Source organism: Alphaproteobacteria bacterium (assembly GCA_019695395.1).
In the GTDB taxonomy this organism is placed as follows: Bacteria; Pseudomonadota; Alphaproteobacteria; order JAEUKQ01; family JAIBAD01; genus JAIBAD01.
Genome location: JAIBAD010000010.1, coordinates 1 through 17915, shown reverse-complemented (window position 1 = coordinate 17915; position 17915 = coordinate 1). Strand labels below are relative to the sequence as shown.

Genomic DNA, 17915 nt, shown 5'->3' with positions numbered 1-17915 from the left:
TAAATTATAAAACATATATTTAAGATATCTTTATTCATAAAGATAATTTAACAAATATTTTCAAGTCATTGTTAAAATTATTTTTCCTATATGTTGATTTGATTCCATTAATTTATGAGCATCAACAACATTTCTAAAAGGAAAAGTCTTAAAAATGATAGGCTTTATTTTATTCTCATTAATTAAAGGCCATATTTTTTTATACAAAGATTTTGCGATAAACCCTTTTTGCTCATTTGATTGTGGACGTAAAGTAGAACCTGTAATAATCAATTCTTTAGTCATAATTGGTTTTAAATCAATTTCTGTTTTTGAACCTTTAAGAAACGCAATTTGTATGAGTTTTCCTTGGTAGGCTAAGATATTAAGGTTTTTTTGTAAATAATTTCCACCAACCATATCTAGAATAATATCAACACCATATTGATTAGTATTTTGAAGAATAATGTCGCTAAAATCTTGTTCATTATAATTAATGGCATAATTTGCACCTAGCGACAGACAAGCTTGACGTTTTTCTTCATTGCCAACAGTTGTAAAAATTTTATCTGCAAAATGCTTGGCAAATTGAATGGCTGTGGTACCAATTCCACTACTACCACCATGGATTAAGATTTTGTGATGGGAAGAAATGTTACCCAATTCAAAAAGATTATACCATACTGTAAAAAAAGTTTCTGGTATACCTGCTGCTTCTATCATAGATACGCCTATAGGTATTGGTAAACATTGAAGGGCAGGGACAACACAATAAGTTGCATAGCCTCCGCCATTTGTTAAAGAGAGAACACGGTCATTAATTTTAAAATGCTCTACTTTTTTTCCGATGTCTATGATAACACCTGAAACCTCAAGTCCAAGTATATTTGATGCATTTGGTGGTGGTGGATATAATCCTTTACGTTGTAGAATATCGGGTCGGTTAACACCTGCAGCTTCTACTTTAATAAGTATTTCATCTTCCCCGGGTAGGGGGATTGGACGTTGAGATATTTTTAAATTTTCAGCTTCCCCTGGTTTGCTGATTTCTATAACGTCCATATAATTCTTTGTAAATGATTTCATCTATATAAATCTGAATATATCAATCTAAAATTAATGCCATTATGTGTTCATCAATATATTGAGATTCATTTTCTCTTATAAAATATTTTTTTAAAACACCTTCTAGTTTAAAACCTATTTTTTTATAAAAACTAAGGGCGATTGAATTATCTGCTTCGGCACATAAATCAATTCTTTTAATGCCATCATTTTTAAGAGTGTTAATTAGTTCTTGCAAAAATTGTGTACCAATTCCTTTTCCTTGGAAATTAGGGTGGGTTGCTAAGGTACTTAAGGAAGCAACATGGTGAGCACGTCTTGGTTGTCTTATTACAATACAAGTTGCAATAATTTGCTGTTCATATTCATAAACATATAACTGGCCACTTGCCATTAATTCTAAAAATATAGGTTGGAATTTTTCTTTATCTAAAATTTCAAAATTTAAAAAACGATTAATAGCTTTATCCATATAGATTAGATAAAGTTGATTAAAATCAGAAAATATGCCTTGGCGTAATTTATATTTTTGATCCATTAATTTATAATGTTTTTAGATTTTTGAATTTGATTTGATAAAACCAAACTTTTTGTATAAGCCCCCTGCTGTACTTCATAAATAGCTACAGCATGAATAATTTCACCATCAACAACCCTAGAAACTTTTTCTTCATCAATGGCATAATTTCCACAAACAATACGTTAAGTTAAATGCTTTAAGATTACGATTATTATAAACATCTAATTGCGCTTGTGCCAAGTGTTCTGCTTTATTCAACACTAATAATCCATCAAGCAAAAAAGAGGCAATGAGCGTTTATATTATGTATTAAAAAGAAAAATTTATTTCTTTTTAGAATTTAAACCTTGAAATCTTTTATTGAATTTTGCTAATTGTCCACCACTATCAATAAGTCTATGAACGCCTGTCCAAGCAGGGTGGGATTTAGGGTCTACATCTAATCTTAAAGAATCACCAGCTTTACCCCAAGTGGAACGTGTTTTAAAGCTGCTTCCATCTGTTAGCAAAACATTGATTTCATGATAATCTGGGTGAATATCTTTTTTCATTTTTATAACTCCAATACTATACAAGCTTTTATAGCTAATAATTCTTTTTATGACAAGTATTAAAGCATTGTTGATTCGTAATGATTTTTTGTCTTATATAAAGCTAATAAAAAATGTAACTTTCTAGTCATTATGAATATTCGAGAAAACAATAGAAAATCATTTAAAATTACCCAATTAAGCTATTTAGGGCATTTTCTTAAACCTTATTGGAAACAAGTTATTGCTGCAAACATTGCTTTAATTCTTGCGGCTATAACGGTACTTGCTTTTGGTCAAGGTCTTAAGACTTTAATTGATCATGGATTTGTAACAGGAAATAAGGATTTTTTAAATCAAGCGGTTTGGGTTTTTCTTTTTATTTCTATTTTATTAGGTATAACGACTTTTGCGCGTTTTTATCTTGTATCGTGGATTGGCGAAAAAATAGTCAGTGATATTCGACAATCAGTTTTTAACCATGTCATAAATTTAGATATTAGTTTTTTTGATAAAAACAAGACAGGAGAAATTTTATCGACGATTGTTACAGATACAAGTTTATTGCAAACTGTAGTTGGTTCATCGATATCTATTGCATTAAGAAATGTATTGTTATTCATAGGTGGGGTAACAATGTTAGCCTTTACAAGTTTTAAATTAACAAGTTTAGTTTTATTAATTGTACCTTTAGTTATTGTGCCTATTGTAATTTTTGGTCGTCGTGTCAGAAAATTTTCTAAGGCAAATCAAGATTGCCTTGCAGAGATGAGTGGTTTTGTGAATGAGACAATTTCATCCATACGGGTTGTTCAAGCATTTGTTTATGAAAAATTTGAACAACAAAATTATTCAAATATTCTTAAAAAAACTTTTGAGACAGCAAAGATTAAAATTCATAACCGAGCTTTGCTTACAGCGATGGTTATTATTTTAACATTTTCTTCTATATGTATTATTCTTTGGATAGGTGGGCATGATGTCATATCAGGTAAAATTACAGCTGGTCAATTATCAGCTTTTGTTTTTTATGCAGTTATTGTTGCAGGGGCATTAGGCGCATTAAGTGAAGTATTTGGTGATTTGCAAAGAGCAGCGGGTGCAATGGAAAGAATTTTAGATTTACTTAATCTAAAGATAGAATTACCTATATCAAATACACCTTTAATGATCCAAAAACCAATAGAGGCATCACTTGCATTTAATAATGTATCGTTTGCCTATCAAAGTAATTTAAACCATTTTGTAATTAAAGATTATAATCTTTCCATAAAATCTGGTGAAAAAATAGCTTTGGTTGGGCCGTCAGGTGCAGGAAAAACAACAATATTTCAACTTGCTCTGCGTTTTTATGATCCTCAACAAGGGGAAATTACCTTTAATGGAATAGATTTACGTCATCTCACTTTTTCTGATCTTAGAGCACAAATAGGATTAGTATCCCAAGATCCAGTTATTTTCTCCTCTAGTGCTTTAGACAATATACGTTATGGGTGCCCCAATGCTACTGAACAAGATATAAAAAAGGCAGCAGATGCAGCTTGTGTAACAGAGTTTATAGAAAAATTACCCCAGAGATTTTTAACACCTTTGGGAGAAAGAGGTATAAGACTTTCAGGAGGACAGCGTCAAAGATTGGCTATTGCGCGTGCTATGCTACGTCAGCCAAATCTTCTACTTTTAGATGAAGCAACAAGTGCGCTTGATTCCGAAAATGAAAGTTTAATTCAGCAGGCCTTAGAAAGATTGATGATTGGACGTACCACATTAATTATTGCCCATAGGCTTTCAACCGTTATGAAAGCAGATCGTATTGTTGTTATGGATAAAGGAAAAATTGTTGGGATAGGGACACATAATTATCTATTAGATAATAATTCTTTATATAATCGTTTAGCAACATTGCAATTTGATCAAAATTATAAAAATATATAAACTTATCGTTGATCTAATTTTAATTCGATGCGTCTGTTATGCTGTAGTGAAATTTCGTCATCACCTTTTTCCAAGGGTCTAAACTCTGCAAACCCAGCGGCGGCCAAGCGATTTTCAGGAATACCTTGGGTGATAAGATATTGAACAACAGAAATAGCGCGTGCTGTAGATAATTCCCAATTTGAATGAAATTGAGCAGTTTCAATAGGCCTTTTATCAGTATGGCCGTCTACTCTTAATATCCAATCAATATCGGAAGGTATAGATTGAGATATATTTAATAAAGTTTTAGCTAATTTTTGAAGTTGCTCTTGACCACCAGATTGTAAATCAGCCGATCCACTTTCGAATAAGACTTCAGATTGAAAAACAAAACGGTCACCAACAATATGTATATCCATGCGTTCTCCAATTACATCGCGTAATTTACCAAAAAAATCAGAACGATAGCGAGCTAATTCATTGATTTTATTTGCTAGGGCTATATTAAGTTTGGTACCTAAATCTTCGATTTTTAGATCTTTGTCTTTTAATTTTTGTTCCGTTGTATCAAGAACAGATTGTATAAATTGCAATTGTTTTCTAAGAAGTAATATTTGTTGGTTAAGAATAGCAAATTGGATACTTGCTTCATTAGGTAATGAAGAATCATTGTTCAAATTATTTTCATTATTCAAAACATTTTTGGCTAATTCATCGCGCATAGATTTTAAGGTAACAATATCACCAACAAGCATTTCAATTTTGGATTGATTAACATCAATAATTTTAAAGGTATCAATAAATTCTTTATTAATAGATTTTAATTGATTTTGATAATCATCTAAATTTTTATTACTTAAAATTAATTTGGATGATAAATTTTCTTTTTCGTTCTTTAGTTCTGTTAACTGTTGGTTTAAGAAGTTTCTATTAGAGGTTATATCATCAAGTTGTAAAGTTAAATTTTGAATTTGTTTTTTTAGATCTGTACTTGTTTTTTGTTCTATAGATAAAATTTTTTCTAATTCACTAAGCTTTTTACCGAGAGTATTTATGGTCTTATCTTTATCGTTTAAAAGCTGATTAAGGGTGAATTGGGCAACAGCAAATACCATAAGAACAAAAATTACAACCATTAATAATGTACTAAGTACATCTACGAAACCAGGCCAAGGATCATAATAAGATTTCTTTTTTGTTCGTTGATTAAAGGCCATGATTTTATTACAAATAGATATTTATAATATTTTAATTAGCTTCTTTAGAAGATTTTTGGGTTTCATTAAGTAATTTTTGCAAAGATTCTTTTATTATAATTTGCTCTTCAGATAATTTTGTTAATAAATCTTCATGTGCTTTCAGATTATGAATCGTATGAAGGTAATTTTCTGTAAATTGTGGAATATTTGAAGGAAATGCATCCGGTATTGTTGAGGGATCATGGATATGAAATTTTGGTCCAACTGTCAGTAATTCTGTTTGGCTAGCAAACCATTCTTCTAACTCATGCATAAAACGGTTATGAGCTTGGTTTGATTGCAATTCTAAAAAACCTAATATAAGAGAACCCGATAGGCCTAACATAGAAGAACTAAAAGCTGTACCCATCCCCCCCAAAGGTGCTGCTAATCCATTTTTTAACTGAGCAAAAATAGTAGCAGTATCATCGCCATCAATTTGTAAATTATTTATAGTTTCACTAACTGCGCCAATAGTGGAAAGCAACCCCCAAAATGTTCCAAGTAATCCTAAAAAAACCATAAGAGATATTAAATATCGGCCAATATCATGAGATTCTTCAAGGCGGCTTGCAATTCCATCTAGAAGAGATCTTAATCCAATAGGTGTTAATTGTAGGCGACCTTTTTTTTCACCAATCATTGCAGCTAAAGGTGCCAAAAGACTTGGTGACAACCTAGTAGAAAGATTATGGTCGCCGCGTTTAAATGCAAGAACCCATGCAATGTCTCTTTTTAAAGAAATTACTTGGTAAAATATATAAAAAACACCTGCAATAAAAACAGTTATGATAAACCCATTTAATACTGGGTTATATTTGAAAATATGCTGAAGTTGAGAAGAAAGAATTATACAAAGCAAAATACCACACAGTACGCATAAAATCATCCATATCAAATAACGTGTTGGGTAAGACACTTTTTTAAAAATCCTTATAAATAATAAGATTTTATGATTTTAAAGGAATGACTTCAACTTTATCAACGGTTTTATCCCCATCTGCTGCACCCAAAGATCTAACTTCAATACGTGATGCTATAATTCCTTTTTCGCTCATATATTTTCTTGTTTCTAAAGCTCTTTGTAAAGCAAGACGTCGAGCTTTGCTAGAATTATTATCTTCACCCTTACTACTTGCAAAAGATAAAAGTTGAACACGCATTTCAGGATTATTATTCATTTCTTCAATAGTTTTATCAAGATCAATTGGTCCATTTCCAGATAATTGGCTGCTTCCTTCTGTAAAGGGGATGCTATATTGTCCTTCAACAGATTTAGTTGTTGTTAAAGAAGAAATGACTTTTACTTCTTCAGCTGGGGCTTCTGTTGCAGCAGGTTGTTGTGCATCTGTTTTAGGACGTGTAATATTTGCAACAGATTGGAGAGAAGTTGGATTAGTTGGAGAAATAGCTTCTGGTTCTTTAGGCTGTTCAAGATCTAAATTAGTTGTTTGATAATCTGCATTTTTTGATGTCGTTGCTCTAATTGTAGAAGATTGATTGGTTGAAGGATACTGTATGGTAGAAGCTAATTGTTCTTTTGCTAATGAATTAGATTGGGGTTGACTTGCTGATGTAGTTTCAATAGGTGGCACAACAGTGGTAGAATTAGTAATAGGTGTTTGAATAGGAATTTGGGATGGCGCTGCAACTGTTGAAGTTGTTGAAATAGCCGCATTTTGTTTACTTGGCTCTGTTTTTGTAATAGTAGTACTAGGTGTTTCTATTTTTGTGGTATTAACAGGAACACGCGCTATTTTATTTGGAATTTCTTGTTTAGATGCTGTTTGTGGTACACTAACAATCGCAGGTCTTGTTACTTTCTTGGGAGCTGAATAATTAGAAGTTTGTGGTCTTTTTAATATAATAGGTGGCGATGCATAGTTATTTTGAGGTGCAACATAGCTATATTGTGGTGGTGGAGGCGATGAAATTGTATTATTAAGCATTAAACTTCCATCCGGTGCAACTGGGACAAGAATATAACGTTGTCCATTAATAGCAGATATAGGTGTATTAATTGGTGCTGCGTTATAAGCTAATGTAGGGTTCGATGCAGCCATTGCAACAGTGTTATAATTATAATTACGGTATGCAGATGTATAAGGAGTTCTAATTAAATCTTGATGTAAAACATTTGGTACAGTTGGCTGTGTTCCCAAAGAATCCAAAACGCCATAATCAACACTTACTCGTGATCCAGCATAACCATATTGTTGTGCTAAAAGAGAGGAAGAGAATAGCAAACATGTAATAATAAAACTAAAACATAAGCAAAATGGATCTTTATGCATGTTTTTTATGTTTTTCATACAATTATTAACCTTGTAAGCTTAAATACTATTGGTTTAAAATTTAATTTATTAAAAGCGTTATAATCTATAAATAGATGCAAAGATATATTACTATTATAAAGTGATTCTTTATTATAAGCTTAATTTAAGATAGGTTTTTTAAAAAAAAAATCAAGATACTTTGGATTTATTAATTAATTTTAACATTTGACTAAAAATTTCGCGGTTAGCCGCAATAATATTACCTGTTTCTAACATAAGAGAAGTTCCATCAAAATCGCTGACCTGTCCGCCTGCTTCTTTAACCATTAAAATACCAGCAGCCATATCCCAACTTGATAAATTAGACTCCCAAAAACCTTCGAATTTTCCTGCTGCAACATAAGCTAAATCCAGAGAGGCTGCACCAAATCTTCTAATACCTGCACTAACATCTATAATATTTTTAATTTCTTGAAGAAAAATGTCTATATTATTATTGCGTCCTTTAAACGGAATGCCTGTTGCAAAAAGAGACTCATCAAGATTACGACGTGATGAAACACGTAATCGTTTATCATTTAAAAAAGCACCTTGTCCTTTTTCAGCCCTAAATAGTTCATCCTTTATGGGGTCATATATTACAGCGGCAACAATTTCTTTATTTTGCTCAAGAGCAACAGATATTGCAAAATGAGGAAGGCCATGTAAAAAATTTGTTGTGCCGTCTAAAGGATCAATAATCCATCTTGCATTAGGATCTTGACCTTTTTCCTCTCCTAATTCTTCAGTTAAAAAACCAAAGGTAGGACGCATTTTTTTCAATTCCTCGCGCAAAACTTTATCGGCTCTTAAATCTGCAACAGAAACAAAATCAGCTAATCCTTTCTTTGAAACTTGTAATTTTTCAATTTCACCAAAATCTCTTTTTAATCCTTTGGATGCTTTCATGACCGCTTTAACAATAACATTTATGATTGGAGAGTAAACGGTCAAAGGTTGTTTTGAAAAAGAACTGTTTACAAAAGACATATAAGATTATTATTCCTTTGCACGTTCAACATAGCTAGAATCAGCCGTGTTAATAACAATTTTCATTCCACTCCCAACGTGAGGTGGAACCATAACACGTACACCATTTTCCAATTTTGCAGGTTTATAAGATGAAGAGGCGGTTTGACCTTTTATGACGGGATCTGCTTCGACAATTTCCATAATTACGGTATCTGGCAATGAAACACTAACGGGACTTCCTTCATAACTCATAACGGAAACAATCATTCCATCTTGTAAAAAAACGGAAGGTTCCCCAATTAGATCTTCATCTAAAGAAATTTGTTCAAAGGTTTCAACATCCATGAAAGTATATAAATTTCCTTCTGAAAAAAGATATTGATATTGTTTTTCATCTAAATGTACACGTTCAACACTTTCACTAGAACGAAAACGTTCATTTAGTTTTGTTCCATCACGGAGATCTTTTAATTCAACTTGAAGATAAGCACCACCTTTACCTGGTTGTGTATGTTGAATACGCATGGCACGCCATAATTTACCTTCATGTTCAATAATATTGCCTGGTCTAATAGAATTGCCGTTAATTTTCATTTTATTTCCTATTTAAATAGCTAATACATTATTTTTATAAGTTATAAAGTAAAAAAATGTAATTACCCAAGATATATTTTTATTATCGAATCTAATAATTGAAGAGCATCTTTTTTATTACGCTGAAAACTATTACGTCCTATAATAGAGCCATTCCCCCCTCCTTGATGTATGGCTTTGGCTTCTTCTAATAAACTATCCGTATCTTTGGAAGCGCCACCAGAAAAGACCACTAACCTTTGACCAGCAAAACATGCCTGAACGATATGGGTTACCCTTGCACTTAAAGATTGTCTTGTAATTTTTTCCTGTTCGTAAATTTTCTTTGCTTCAACTTGTTCTAAATGATCTGTAGGTAATTTAACTTTAATAATATGTGCTCCTAACAAGGCAGCCATATGTGCAGCATAAGCACATACATCAAGAGCTGTTTCTCCTGGTTTTGATAGATCAGATCCCCTAGGATAAGACCAGATAACTACTGCCAAACCTACACTTTTAGCTTCAGCTGCGAGTTCACTAATTTCTTCCATCATTTCAAATGCATATTCTGAACCAGGATATATGGTGAAACCAACAGCTGCACAACCTAATCTTAAAGCATCTTGGATAGAAGAGGTGATAGCTTGATCCTTGACAGAAGATAAACTATTTGAACTATTTAATTTTAAAATAGTAGGAATAGCCCCTGCATATCGTGAAGAGCCCATTTCAAGCATACCCAAAGGTGCTGCAAATGCAGATAATCCAGCTTCAATGGCAAGATTAAAATGATAACAAGGATCATAAGCATCAGGATTCATTGCAAAACTACGAGCAGGTCCATGTTCAAACCCTTGGTCAACAGGCAAGATAACTAATCGACCACTACCACCTAATTTACCTTCCATTAATATTCTAGCAAGATTAGTTTTAGTGCCAGGATTGTCACTATCATACCAGGAAAGAATTTTACTAACTTTAGGGGTGATATGCATAATTTTTCTTTCTATTCATTAGGAATAACTGTAATTAGAATTGTATATTGAATAAGTAGATAACCATATTTTACATTTTTCTTCCGGTTCATCAAGATGATGCATATTGAAAATATGGTCAGGGCGGGTTAGGTGAAGTGTAGCTTTATAATATGAACAAATGCTTTGTAGTTTTCTAATTATAATATCATTACCATGAAAATAAGCATCATTGATACCATAATGAAAAGCCATTTGAACTATATCTTGCCTATCATCACAATCTAGGACAGCTTTATTTAAAGTGGATGCAAATTGTTGCTGACATAAAGAAATAATTTCATAAAACCAACCTACACCTGTATAAATTGCAGCTCCTTTTTCGCTCCAGATATTGACTTTAATTTTTAAATCATGTGCAATGGATAAAGCATTTTGTGCATCTTTTAAACTATGAATAATAATTGCTGGGTAATCAGAGATCAATTTATCCTACTTTGTTCATAGCAACTGCTGTGTCACACATTCTATTAGAAAATCCCCATTCATTGTCATACCATGATAAAATTCTGACGAAAGAACCATCTATAACTTGGGTTTGAGATAAATCAAATATAGAACTTGCAGGATTGTGATTAAAATCGCTTGATACTAAAGGTAAATCATTCAAAGCTAATATTCCTTTAAGTTGGTCTTTTGAAGCTTTAATAATAGAATTATTAATTGCGTCAATTGATGTTTTCTTCATAGACGAAAATTTAAAATCAATTAAAGAAACATTAGGTGTTGGTACACGAATAGATGCACCATCTAATTTTCCGGCCAGTTCTGGTAAAACAAGTCCAACTGCCTTGGCAGCTCCTGTAGTGGTAGGGATAGACGAAAGTGCAGCAGCACGTGCCCGATAAAGATCACGATGCATGGTATCTAAAACGGGTTGGTCTCCCGTATAACTATGGATTGTTGTCATATAACCATGCTTTATTCCAAAATTTTTATGAAGTACATAAGCAACAGGAACAAGACAATTGGTTGTACAAGAAGCATTAGAAACTATAACATGATTTTTTTTCAATTTTTGGTGATTTATTCCATAAACAACAGTAATATCAGCATCAGATGACGGTGCAGATATTAAAACTTTTTTGGCACCAGATTTAATATGTACTTTTGCTTTATCCCTATTTGTAAAAATTCCTGTACATTCAAGAACAACATCGATTCCCAATTTACCCCAAGGTAATTTTTCAGGATCCTTCTCACTTGTTACGGTGATCCAATTATGGCCAACATTTATGGCATTACTTTTTGTTTTAACATTACCTGTAAAAGTACCATGAACAGAGTCATATTTAAAAAGATGGGCATTTGTTTCAACAGGAGCCAGATTGTTAATGGCAATAACTTCAATATCTTTACGTTTGTTTTCTATAATAGATCTTAAAATTAAACGTCCAATTCGACCAAATCCATTAATTGCCACGCGAACTGCCATTTTACTCTCCTCAAGAAATCATTTAAATATTAGTTTAGCTTATTAAACTGGTAATTTTGTTTACAATTTTTTCTGACGTAATATTAAAATATTGGTATAAATCTGGTGCTGGTCCTGACGCTCCAAATCTATCGATGCTAATAATATAGTCATGGTTTTTTACAAATTTTTCCCAACCAAAAGATGATGCAGCTTCAATAGCGATACAAATATGATTTTTTTGATCCTGACCTAAAACATGTTTCTGATATTCTAAAGCTTGTTGACTAAATAATTCCCAGCAAGGTAGTGAAATAACAGCTGTCCCAATATTTTGATCATGAAGTTTTTTTTGTGCTTCGAGTGCAATATGTAATTCTGATCCAGTTGCAATAATACTTGTTTTTCTTGGACCAATAGCCTCAGATATAATATATCCACCTTGAGACGATAAATTTTTATCTGTATATTTTTGTCGTAATGAAGGTAAAGATTGTCGTGAAAGAACTAAAATAGAAGGTTGATTATAACTGTGCAAAGCTATATCCCAACATTCAATAGTTTCAACAGTATCTGCAGGCCGTAAAACAAGCAAATTAGGTATAGCACGTAAACTGGCAAGATGCTCTATCGGTTGGTGGGTGGGGCCATCTTCGCCAAGCCCAATTGAATCATGGGTCATTACATAAATAACGCGCAAGTGCATAAGAGCAGCTAGACGAATAGAAGGACGACAATAATCTGTAAAGACAAGAAAACTACCCCCATAAGGGATATGACTTTTATGTAAGGCAAGCCCATTCATAATGGCAGCCATGCCATGTTCTCTAACCCCATAATAAATATAAGAACCAGAAGAATTTGTAGAAGAAAATACAGACATAGCATCTATTTTTGTATTATTTGACCCAGTCAAATCAGCCGATCCACCAAAAAGTTCTGGTATCACAGGTTGGATAGTTTCTAAAACCTTTTGTGACGATACTCTGGTCGCAATAGCTTTTGGGTTTTCACTATGGTATTTTTTTAATTCTTCAAATGTCGTATTAAGTTTAAGAGGCAATTGCCCAGATAAACGTCGTTTAAATTCTTGCTTCTGTGGATGTTGGTCAAAAGTTTTTTGCCATATATCGTAATCAGCTTTATTTTTATTTCCAATATTGCGCCAAGATTTTAAGATATGATCTGGTATGATAAAAGGTTCATGCGACCATTGAAGAGATGTACGTACACCTGCAACTTCATCTTTACCCAAGGGTGCCCCATGGGTTGCAGATGTACCTGCTTTATTAGGTGCGCCATACCCAATTATTGTACGACATGCAATAAAGGATGGTTTGTGACTTTTTTGTGCTTGTTCTAAAGCAGAAGCAATAGCATTATGGTTATGTCCGTCAATTTGCCATGTATCCCAACCACATGCTTCAAATCTTTTTATATGATTTTCAGAAGTTGCAAGAGAGGTTGGTCCATCAATTGAAATATGATTATCATCAAATAAAACAATCAATTTGTTAAGTTTTAAATGGCCTGCTAAAGATATAACTTCTTGACTTATACCTTCCATTAAACATCCATCGCCGACAATAACATAAGTAAAATGATTTACTAAATCATTACCAAATTGTGCTGCAAAAGATTGTTCCGCAATTGCCATACCTACTGCATTACCAAGACCTTGCCCTAAAGGTCCTGTAGTTGTCTCTATCCCGGGGGTATGTCCATATTCAGGATGACCTGGGGTTAAGCTTCCCAATTGTCTAAATTTTTTAAGCTCTTCTAAGGTCATATCTTTATAACCTGTTAAGAACAGAAGGGAATATAAAAGCATTGAACCATGACCTGCAGATAAAATAAAACGATCACGATTAGGCCATAAAGGATCTGATGGATAAAATTTTATAAATTTGCTAAAAAGCACGGTAGCAACATCGGCTATACCCATTGGCATACCTGGATGACCGCTTTGTGCTTTTTCAACAGCATCAGCTGCAAGTATCCTGATAGCATTCGCTAATTCATAATTTGATGCTGGAATTATGCTGTCAAAATTTTCTTGTGATGTAGCGGATGAAGAAAGAGTCATAAAATTAAGGCTCTAATAAATTGTAATTATGAATAAACTTAAATAACTTATATTTCTATTAATAAAAATGATCAACAGTTTAATTATGAAAAATGGATCAGTCTTGTTAATTTTGGCTATAGAATGAATTCAAAGTTATGATAATCATTATAAAAAAACAGCTAAATTACTTTGCAACCATACGTCTTTTTTTGGGTTGCTGTATTTGTCTGGTATGCTCAACTGATGCTAAATAATTATCGAATAAAACGCCTAAATCATTTAAGTGATCTTTGAAAAAATGATCTGCACCAGGAATAGTTTTATAATCAATAGTAATTCCTTTTTGTTGAGATAATTTTTTTATTAATTTATTAACATATTCGATAGGAACAACTTTATCTGCATCTCCTTGAATAATCATTCCAGATGCAGGACAAGGAGCCAAAAAAGAGAAATCATACATATTAGCAGGTGGAGCAACAGCAATAAATCCATTGACTTCTGGTCTTCGCATCATCAATTGCATAGCAATCCACGCACCAAAAGAAAAACCAGCTACCCAAAATCCAGAAGCATTAGGATGAGTAGTTTGTAACCAATCTAAAGCAGAAGCTGCATCGCTTAATTCACCTTCACCACGATCAAAGCGACCTTGAGATTTTCCAACACCACGAAAATTAAAACGCAATACATTAAAACCTTGTTTAGCAAATGATTTATAAAGGCTGTAGACAATTTTATTATTCATAGTACCCCCATAAAGTGGGTGAGGATGCAACATTAAAGCAACGCGGGCATTAGAATCTTTGCTAGGGTGGTAACGACCTTCAAGACGACCTTCTGGGCCTGTTAAAATAACATCAGGCATTTTTTATAGTGACCTCTTTTTTCAAAAAACTATCCCTATTAAGATAGAGAAATTGAGATAATGAATTTTGATATAATAAACATAAACAACTATGGATAGCTACTATTTTTATGATGATTTTTTAATTTAATAAAGAAAAAGTTTGTTATTTGGGATAAATTTTTGTAAAAGTATCTTATTGTCATATCCAATCATATATAAATTTCATGGAATTTTTCAAATCTCTTATTGAAGACATTGATGCTATGATTAGTCGAGATCCTGCAGCAAGGTCACGTTTGGAAGTTTTTTTAACATACCCAGGCTTTCATGTTATACTTTTTTATCGTTTGGCACATTTTTTATGGTTAAAAAAATTCCATTTACTAGGCCGCTATATTTCTTATTTAGGTCGTTGGTTTACCGGCATAGAAATTCACCCAGCTGCTTATATTGGTCGTAGATTATTTATTGATCATGGTATGGGTGTAGTGATTGGTGAGACAACACAAATAGGGGATGATGTTACCCTTTATCACGGTGTAACTTTAGGCGGTATTGCTCCAGCAATTAATAGCAAATCCCAAATCCAGCAAAAACGACATCCTACTATTGCTGATGGTGTCATTATTGGTGCTGGGGCACAAATTTTAGGCCCCGTTTATGTGGGTATGCATGCAAGAATAGGAGCAAACGCTGTCGTATTGCATGATGTTCCTGAAAAAGTTACTGTTACAGGTATACCCGCAAAAAATATTGAGGTTGGGGATACCAAAAATAATTTTATGGCTTATGGGATTTGTTCAGATGAAATTCAAGACCCTACTCTTAAATTAATCGAAAATTTATCAGAAGAAATTGCTTTATTAAAAGAGCAATTAAACCAAATAAAAAGATAGGGCGAAATAATTTATAATTCTATTTAAAGTTTAATATTTATGTTAAATTTTATAGATTAGTAATTTATGTATTATAAATCCATGGAAAATGTATATTTTGATTATAATGCCACGGCGCCTTTACGACCAAGGGTAATTGAAGCTATGCGTGAAGCTATGGATATAATTGGAAATCCTTCTTCAATCCATGCTCCAGGTCGTCAAGCTAGAAAAGTAATTGAAAAATCAAGAGACACAATAAAAAAAATTTTACGAGCAGAAGCTTGTAAAATTATTTTCACGTCAAGTGGTACAGAGGCAAATAATTTAGCTTTATTAGGAAAAAAATATTCAGGATATTTCATCTCAGCAATTGAACACGATTCTGTGCGTATGGCGGTACCGCAGGCTCTTTTAATACCGGTTAATATTTTTGGTCAAATTGATTTAGATTTCTTTGAACAGAAGATAAAAACACTTCCTGCTGGTTCATTAGTTTCGGTAATGTTGGCTAATAATGAAACAGGTGTTATCCAACCCGTACCAGATGTTATAAAATTGGCACATAATTATGGTATTTTGGTTCATTGTGATATAACCCAGGCTGTTGGACGTTTAGATATAAACTATACAAATTTAAATGCTGATTTATTAAGTTTTTCTGGACATAAAGTAGGTGGTCCAAAAGGTAGTGGTGTTTTGGTTATGGCACCCCATCTCCATTTAAATTCATTAATGCTTGGAGGAGGACAGGAAAGTGGATATCGAGCTGGAACTGAAAATCTTGTTGCTATTGCGGGGTTAGAGGCTGCCCTTTTAGATTCGATAGAAAATTTAAAAGACCAAAATCGTCTACAGATTTTAAGAAATTTATTTGAAAAAAAACTTGATAATTTATCATCAAAAATTGTGATTCATGGTAGGCAAGCTTTAAGATTATCCAATACATCCTGTTTTTCAATACCAGGTATTTCAAGCATGACGCAAATTATTCATTTAGATTTAGCAGGTATTGCTGTGAGTGCCGGGTCAGCTTGCTCCTCAGGTAAAGTAAAAACATCGCATGTATTGAATGCTATGAATGTGCCAGAAAACCTTGCAAACTCGGCAATTCGGGTAAGTATGGGCTGGAATAGCCAAGAAAAAGATATTGAATATTTTATTTCTGTTTGGTCTAATCTTATAAAGCGTTTTTAATATAATTTTTTATTATAAATTTAAACTGGTAAATTATGTCTTTAGATCATTTTATGTATTTTGATTATCAAGCCTCAACGCCAGTAGATCCGAGAGTTTTAGAAGTTATGTTGCCGTGGTTTACAGAAAATTATGTCAATCCTCATGCGTCTTATAATTTTTTTAAAAATAAAGCTTTTGATGCTATAGAAGAAGCAAGAAATCAGGTTGCCAATTTAATTGCTGCTGATTCAAAGGAAATTATTTTTACATCTGGAGCAACAGAGTCGAATAATTTAGCAATTGTAGGAGCGGTAAATTTTCTAAAATCTAGTGGAAAGAATAAAACCCATATTATTACCTGTGCAACAGAACATAAATGTGTTCTTGAAGCTTTTGCTTTTTTAAAAAGTACGGGAATTGATATAACGATTTTACCTGTTTTACCTGATGGGTTGCTTGACTTAAATCTTTTATCAAATTCAATAACAGAAAAAACAGGTTTAGTATCTATAATGTCAGCTAATAATGAAATTGGCTCTATACAACCAATTAAAGAAATTGGGGAATTATGCCAAAAGCATGGGATTATATTTCATACAGATGCTGTTCAAGCTGTGGGGAAAATGACGATGGATGTCAATGATATGTATATTGATCTTTTAAGTATTTCTGGTCACAAGATATATGCATCTAAAGGTATCGGTGCTTTGTATGTTAGGCGTAAACCCAGAATACGTCTTCAACCATTATTTCATGGTGGTGGGCAAGAAAGGGGAATGCGTTCAGGTACATTAGCAACATCACTTTGTATAGGATTAGGGAAAGCATGCTTTTTAGCAAAAACAGAATTAGAGGCTAATAAATTACATCTTAATAATTTAACACAACGTCTTTTAAAAAAACTAATGGATAACATTTCTGATATTCAATTAAATGGATCTTTACAAAAAAGAATTCCTGGAAATCTGAATTTTTCTATTAAAAATAGAAATGGGGCTTTATTTCTTGAAAAGCTATCTAAAGAATTAATTTTTTCAACAGGATCTGCTTGCGCATCTGCGGATGTTGAACCTTCACATGTGTTAAAAGCTATTGGTTGCCCCAATCAATTAGCGCGTGCATCTTTTAGGTTAAGTATTGGTCAATTTACAACATTGGAAGAAATTGATAAAGCTTCAGAAAAAATAATTTCATTATTTTCTGAATTAAAAAATTGATAATAATGTGTATAAAAATGGCATCATATACAATTTAATGTAGAGCTTTTAAAAAATATCATAGAAAACAAAACAAACACAACCAAAGTAATCACCTCTTGGATTACCTTTAATTGCATTAAACTAAAAGGACCTCCATTACCGCTATAACCAATTTTATTAGCTG

At 32.6% G+C, this 17915-nt stretch carries 18 protein-coding genes; 4 read left to right on the top strand and 14 right to left on the bottom strand.

Features of this window, described 5'->3' with window-relative positions; all coding sequences use genetic code 11:
* Window positions 1-60: 60 nt before the first annotated feature.
* The 3 genes from K1X44_02845 to rpmE all read right to left on the bottom strand — a co-directional run bounded on the left by K1X44_02845 (window position 61) and on the right by rpmE (window position 2115).
* Window positions 61-1041 (bottom strand): NAD(P)H-quinone oxidoreductase, encoded by a 981-nt coding sequence (locus K1X44_02845; GenBank protein ID MBX7146229.1) that lies wholly within the window; start codon window positions 1039-1041, stop codon window positions 61-63.
* A gap of 43 nt (window positions 1042-1084) precedes the next feature.
* Entirely contained in the window at window positions 1085-1582 is a 498-nt protein-coding gene (locus K1X44_02840; GenBank protein ID MBX7146228.1) for a GNAT family N-acetyltransferase, read from the bottom strand.
* A 305-nt stretch (window positions 1583-1887) separates the two neighbouring features.
* On the bottom strand, window positions 1888-2115 hold the full coding sequence (gene rpmE, locus K1X44_02835) for a 50S ribosomal protein L31 (GenBank protein ID MBX7146227.1): 228 nt from the start codon (window positions 2113-2115) through the stop codon (window positions 1888-1890).
* A gap of 132 nt (window positions 2116-2247) precedes the next feature.
* Here rpmE and K1X44_02830 point away from each other — a divergent pair, with 132 nt between their 5' ends.
* Window positions 2248-4029: an ATP-binding cassette domain-containing protein gene (locus K1X44_02830; protein ID MBX7146226.1), complete on the top strand. Its 1782-nt coding sequence runs from the start codon at window positions 2248-2250 to the stop codon at window positions 4027-4029.
* Window positions 4030-4031: 2 nt separating this feature from the next.
* Here K1X44_02830 and K1X44_02825 read toward each other — a convergent pair whose 3' ends face one another.
* The 10 genes from K1X44_02825 to K1X44_02780 form a co-directional block, all read right to left on the bottom strand.
* Complete coding sequence (locus K1X44_02825; protein MBX7146225.1) at window positions 4032-5228, bottom strand: peptidoglycan -binding protein; 1197 nt, start codon at window positions 5226-5228, stop codon at window positions 4032-4034.
* A 31-nt stretch (window positions 5229-5259) separates the two neighbouring features.
* Window positions 5260-6168: a flagellar motor protein MotA gene (locus K1X44_02820; protein ID MBX7146224.1), complete on the bottom strand. Its 909-nt coding sequence runs from the start codon at window positions 6166-6168 to the stop codon at window positions 5260-5262.
* 31 nt (window positions 6169-6199) lie between these two features.
* Entirely contained in the window at window positions 6200-7561 is a 1362-nt protein-coding gene (locus tag K1X44_02815; protein MBX7146223.1) for an OmpA family protein, read from the bottom strand.
* A gap of 153 nt (window positions 7562-7714) precedes the next feature.
* Complete coding sequence (locus tag K1X44_02810) at window positions 7715-8518, bottom strand: inositol monophosphatase (protein MBX7146222.1); 804 nt, start codon at window positions 8516-8518, stop codon at window positions 7715-7717.
* A 45-nt stretch (window positions 8519-8563) separates the two neighbouring features.
* Window positions 8564-9130: an elongation factor P gene (efp, locus tag K1X44_02805; GenBank protein ID MBX7146221.1), complete on the bottom strand. Its 567-nt coding sequence runs from the start codon at window positions 9128-9130 to the stop codon at window positions 8564-8566.
* Between the two features lie 62 nt (window positions 9131-9192).
* Window positions 9193-10107 carry a class I fructose-bisphosphate aldolase gene (locus K1X44_02800; GenBank protein ID MBX7146220.1) on the bottom strand — a complete coding sequence of 305 codons (915 nt, stop codon included), beginning with the start codon at window positions 10105-10107 and terminating at the stop codon, window positions 9193-9195.
* Between the two features lie 18 nt (window positions 10108-10125).
* A complete protein-coding gene (locus tag K1X44_02795) occupies window positions 10126-10572 on the bottom strand; it encodes a hypothetical protein (protein MBX7146219.1) in 447 nt (148 codons plus the stop codon).
* Between the two features lies 1 nt (window position 10573).
* On the bottom strand, window positions 10574-11581 hold the full coding sequence (gene gap, locus K1X44_02790) for a type I glyceraldehyde-3-phosphate dehydrogenase (protein MBX7146218.1): 1008 nt from the start codon (window positions 11579-11581) through the stop codon (window positions 10574-10576).
* A 34-nt stretch (window positions 11582-11615) separates the two neighbouring features.
* A complete protein-coding gene (tkt, locus tag K1X44_02785) occupies window positions 11616-13646 on the bottom strand; it encodes a transketolase (GenBank protein ID MBX7146217.1) in 2031 nt (676 codons plus the stop codon).
* 166 nt (window positions 13647-13812) lie between these two features.
* Window positions 13813-14496 (bottom strand): alpha/beta hydrolase, encoded by a 684-nt coding sequence (locus K1X44_02780; protein ID MBX7146216.1) that lies wholly within the window; start codon window positions 14494-14496, stop codon window positions 13813-13815.
* Window positions 14497-14702: 206 nt separating this feature from the next.
* Between K1X44_02780 and cysE the strand changes: the two genes are divergently transcribed.
* The 3 genes from cysE (at window position 14703) to K1X44_02765 (ending at window position 17749) form a co-directional block, all read left to right on the top strand.
* Window positions 14703-15374: a serine O-acetyltransferase gene (cysE, locus tag K1X44_02775; protein MBX7146215.1), complete on the top strand. Its 672-nt coding sequence runs from the start codon at window positions 14703-14705 to the stop codon at window positions 15372-15374.
* 81 nt (window positions 15375-15455) lie between these two features.
* Window positions 15456-16550, top strand: a complete 1095-nt coding sequence (locus tag K1X44_02770) for a cysteine desulfurase (GenBank protein MBX7146214.1) — start codon at window positions 15456-15458, stop codon at window positions 16548-16550.
* 35 nt (window positions 16551-16585) lie between these two features.
* Complete coding sequence (locus K1X44_02765) at window positions 16586-17749, top strand: aminotransferase class V-fold PLP-dependent enzyme (GenBank protein MBX7146213.1); 1164 nt, start codon at window positions 16586-16588, stop codon at window positions 17747-17749.
* 23 nt (window positions 17750-17772) lie between these two features.
* Here the strand turns inward: K1X44_02765 and K1X44_02760 are convergent.
* Window positions 17773-17915, bottom strand: a 143-nt coding sequence (locus K1X44_02760; GenBank protein MBX7146212.1) for a DMT family protein, incomplete at its 5' end; no start/stop codon positions are given.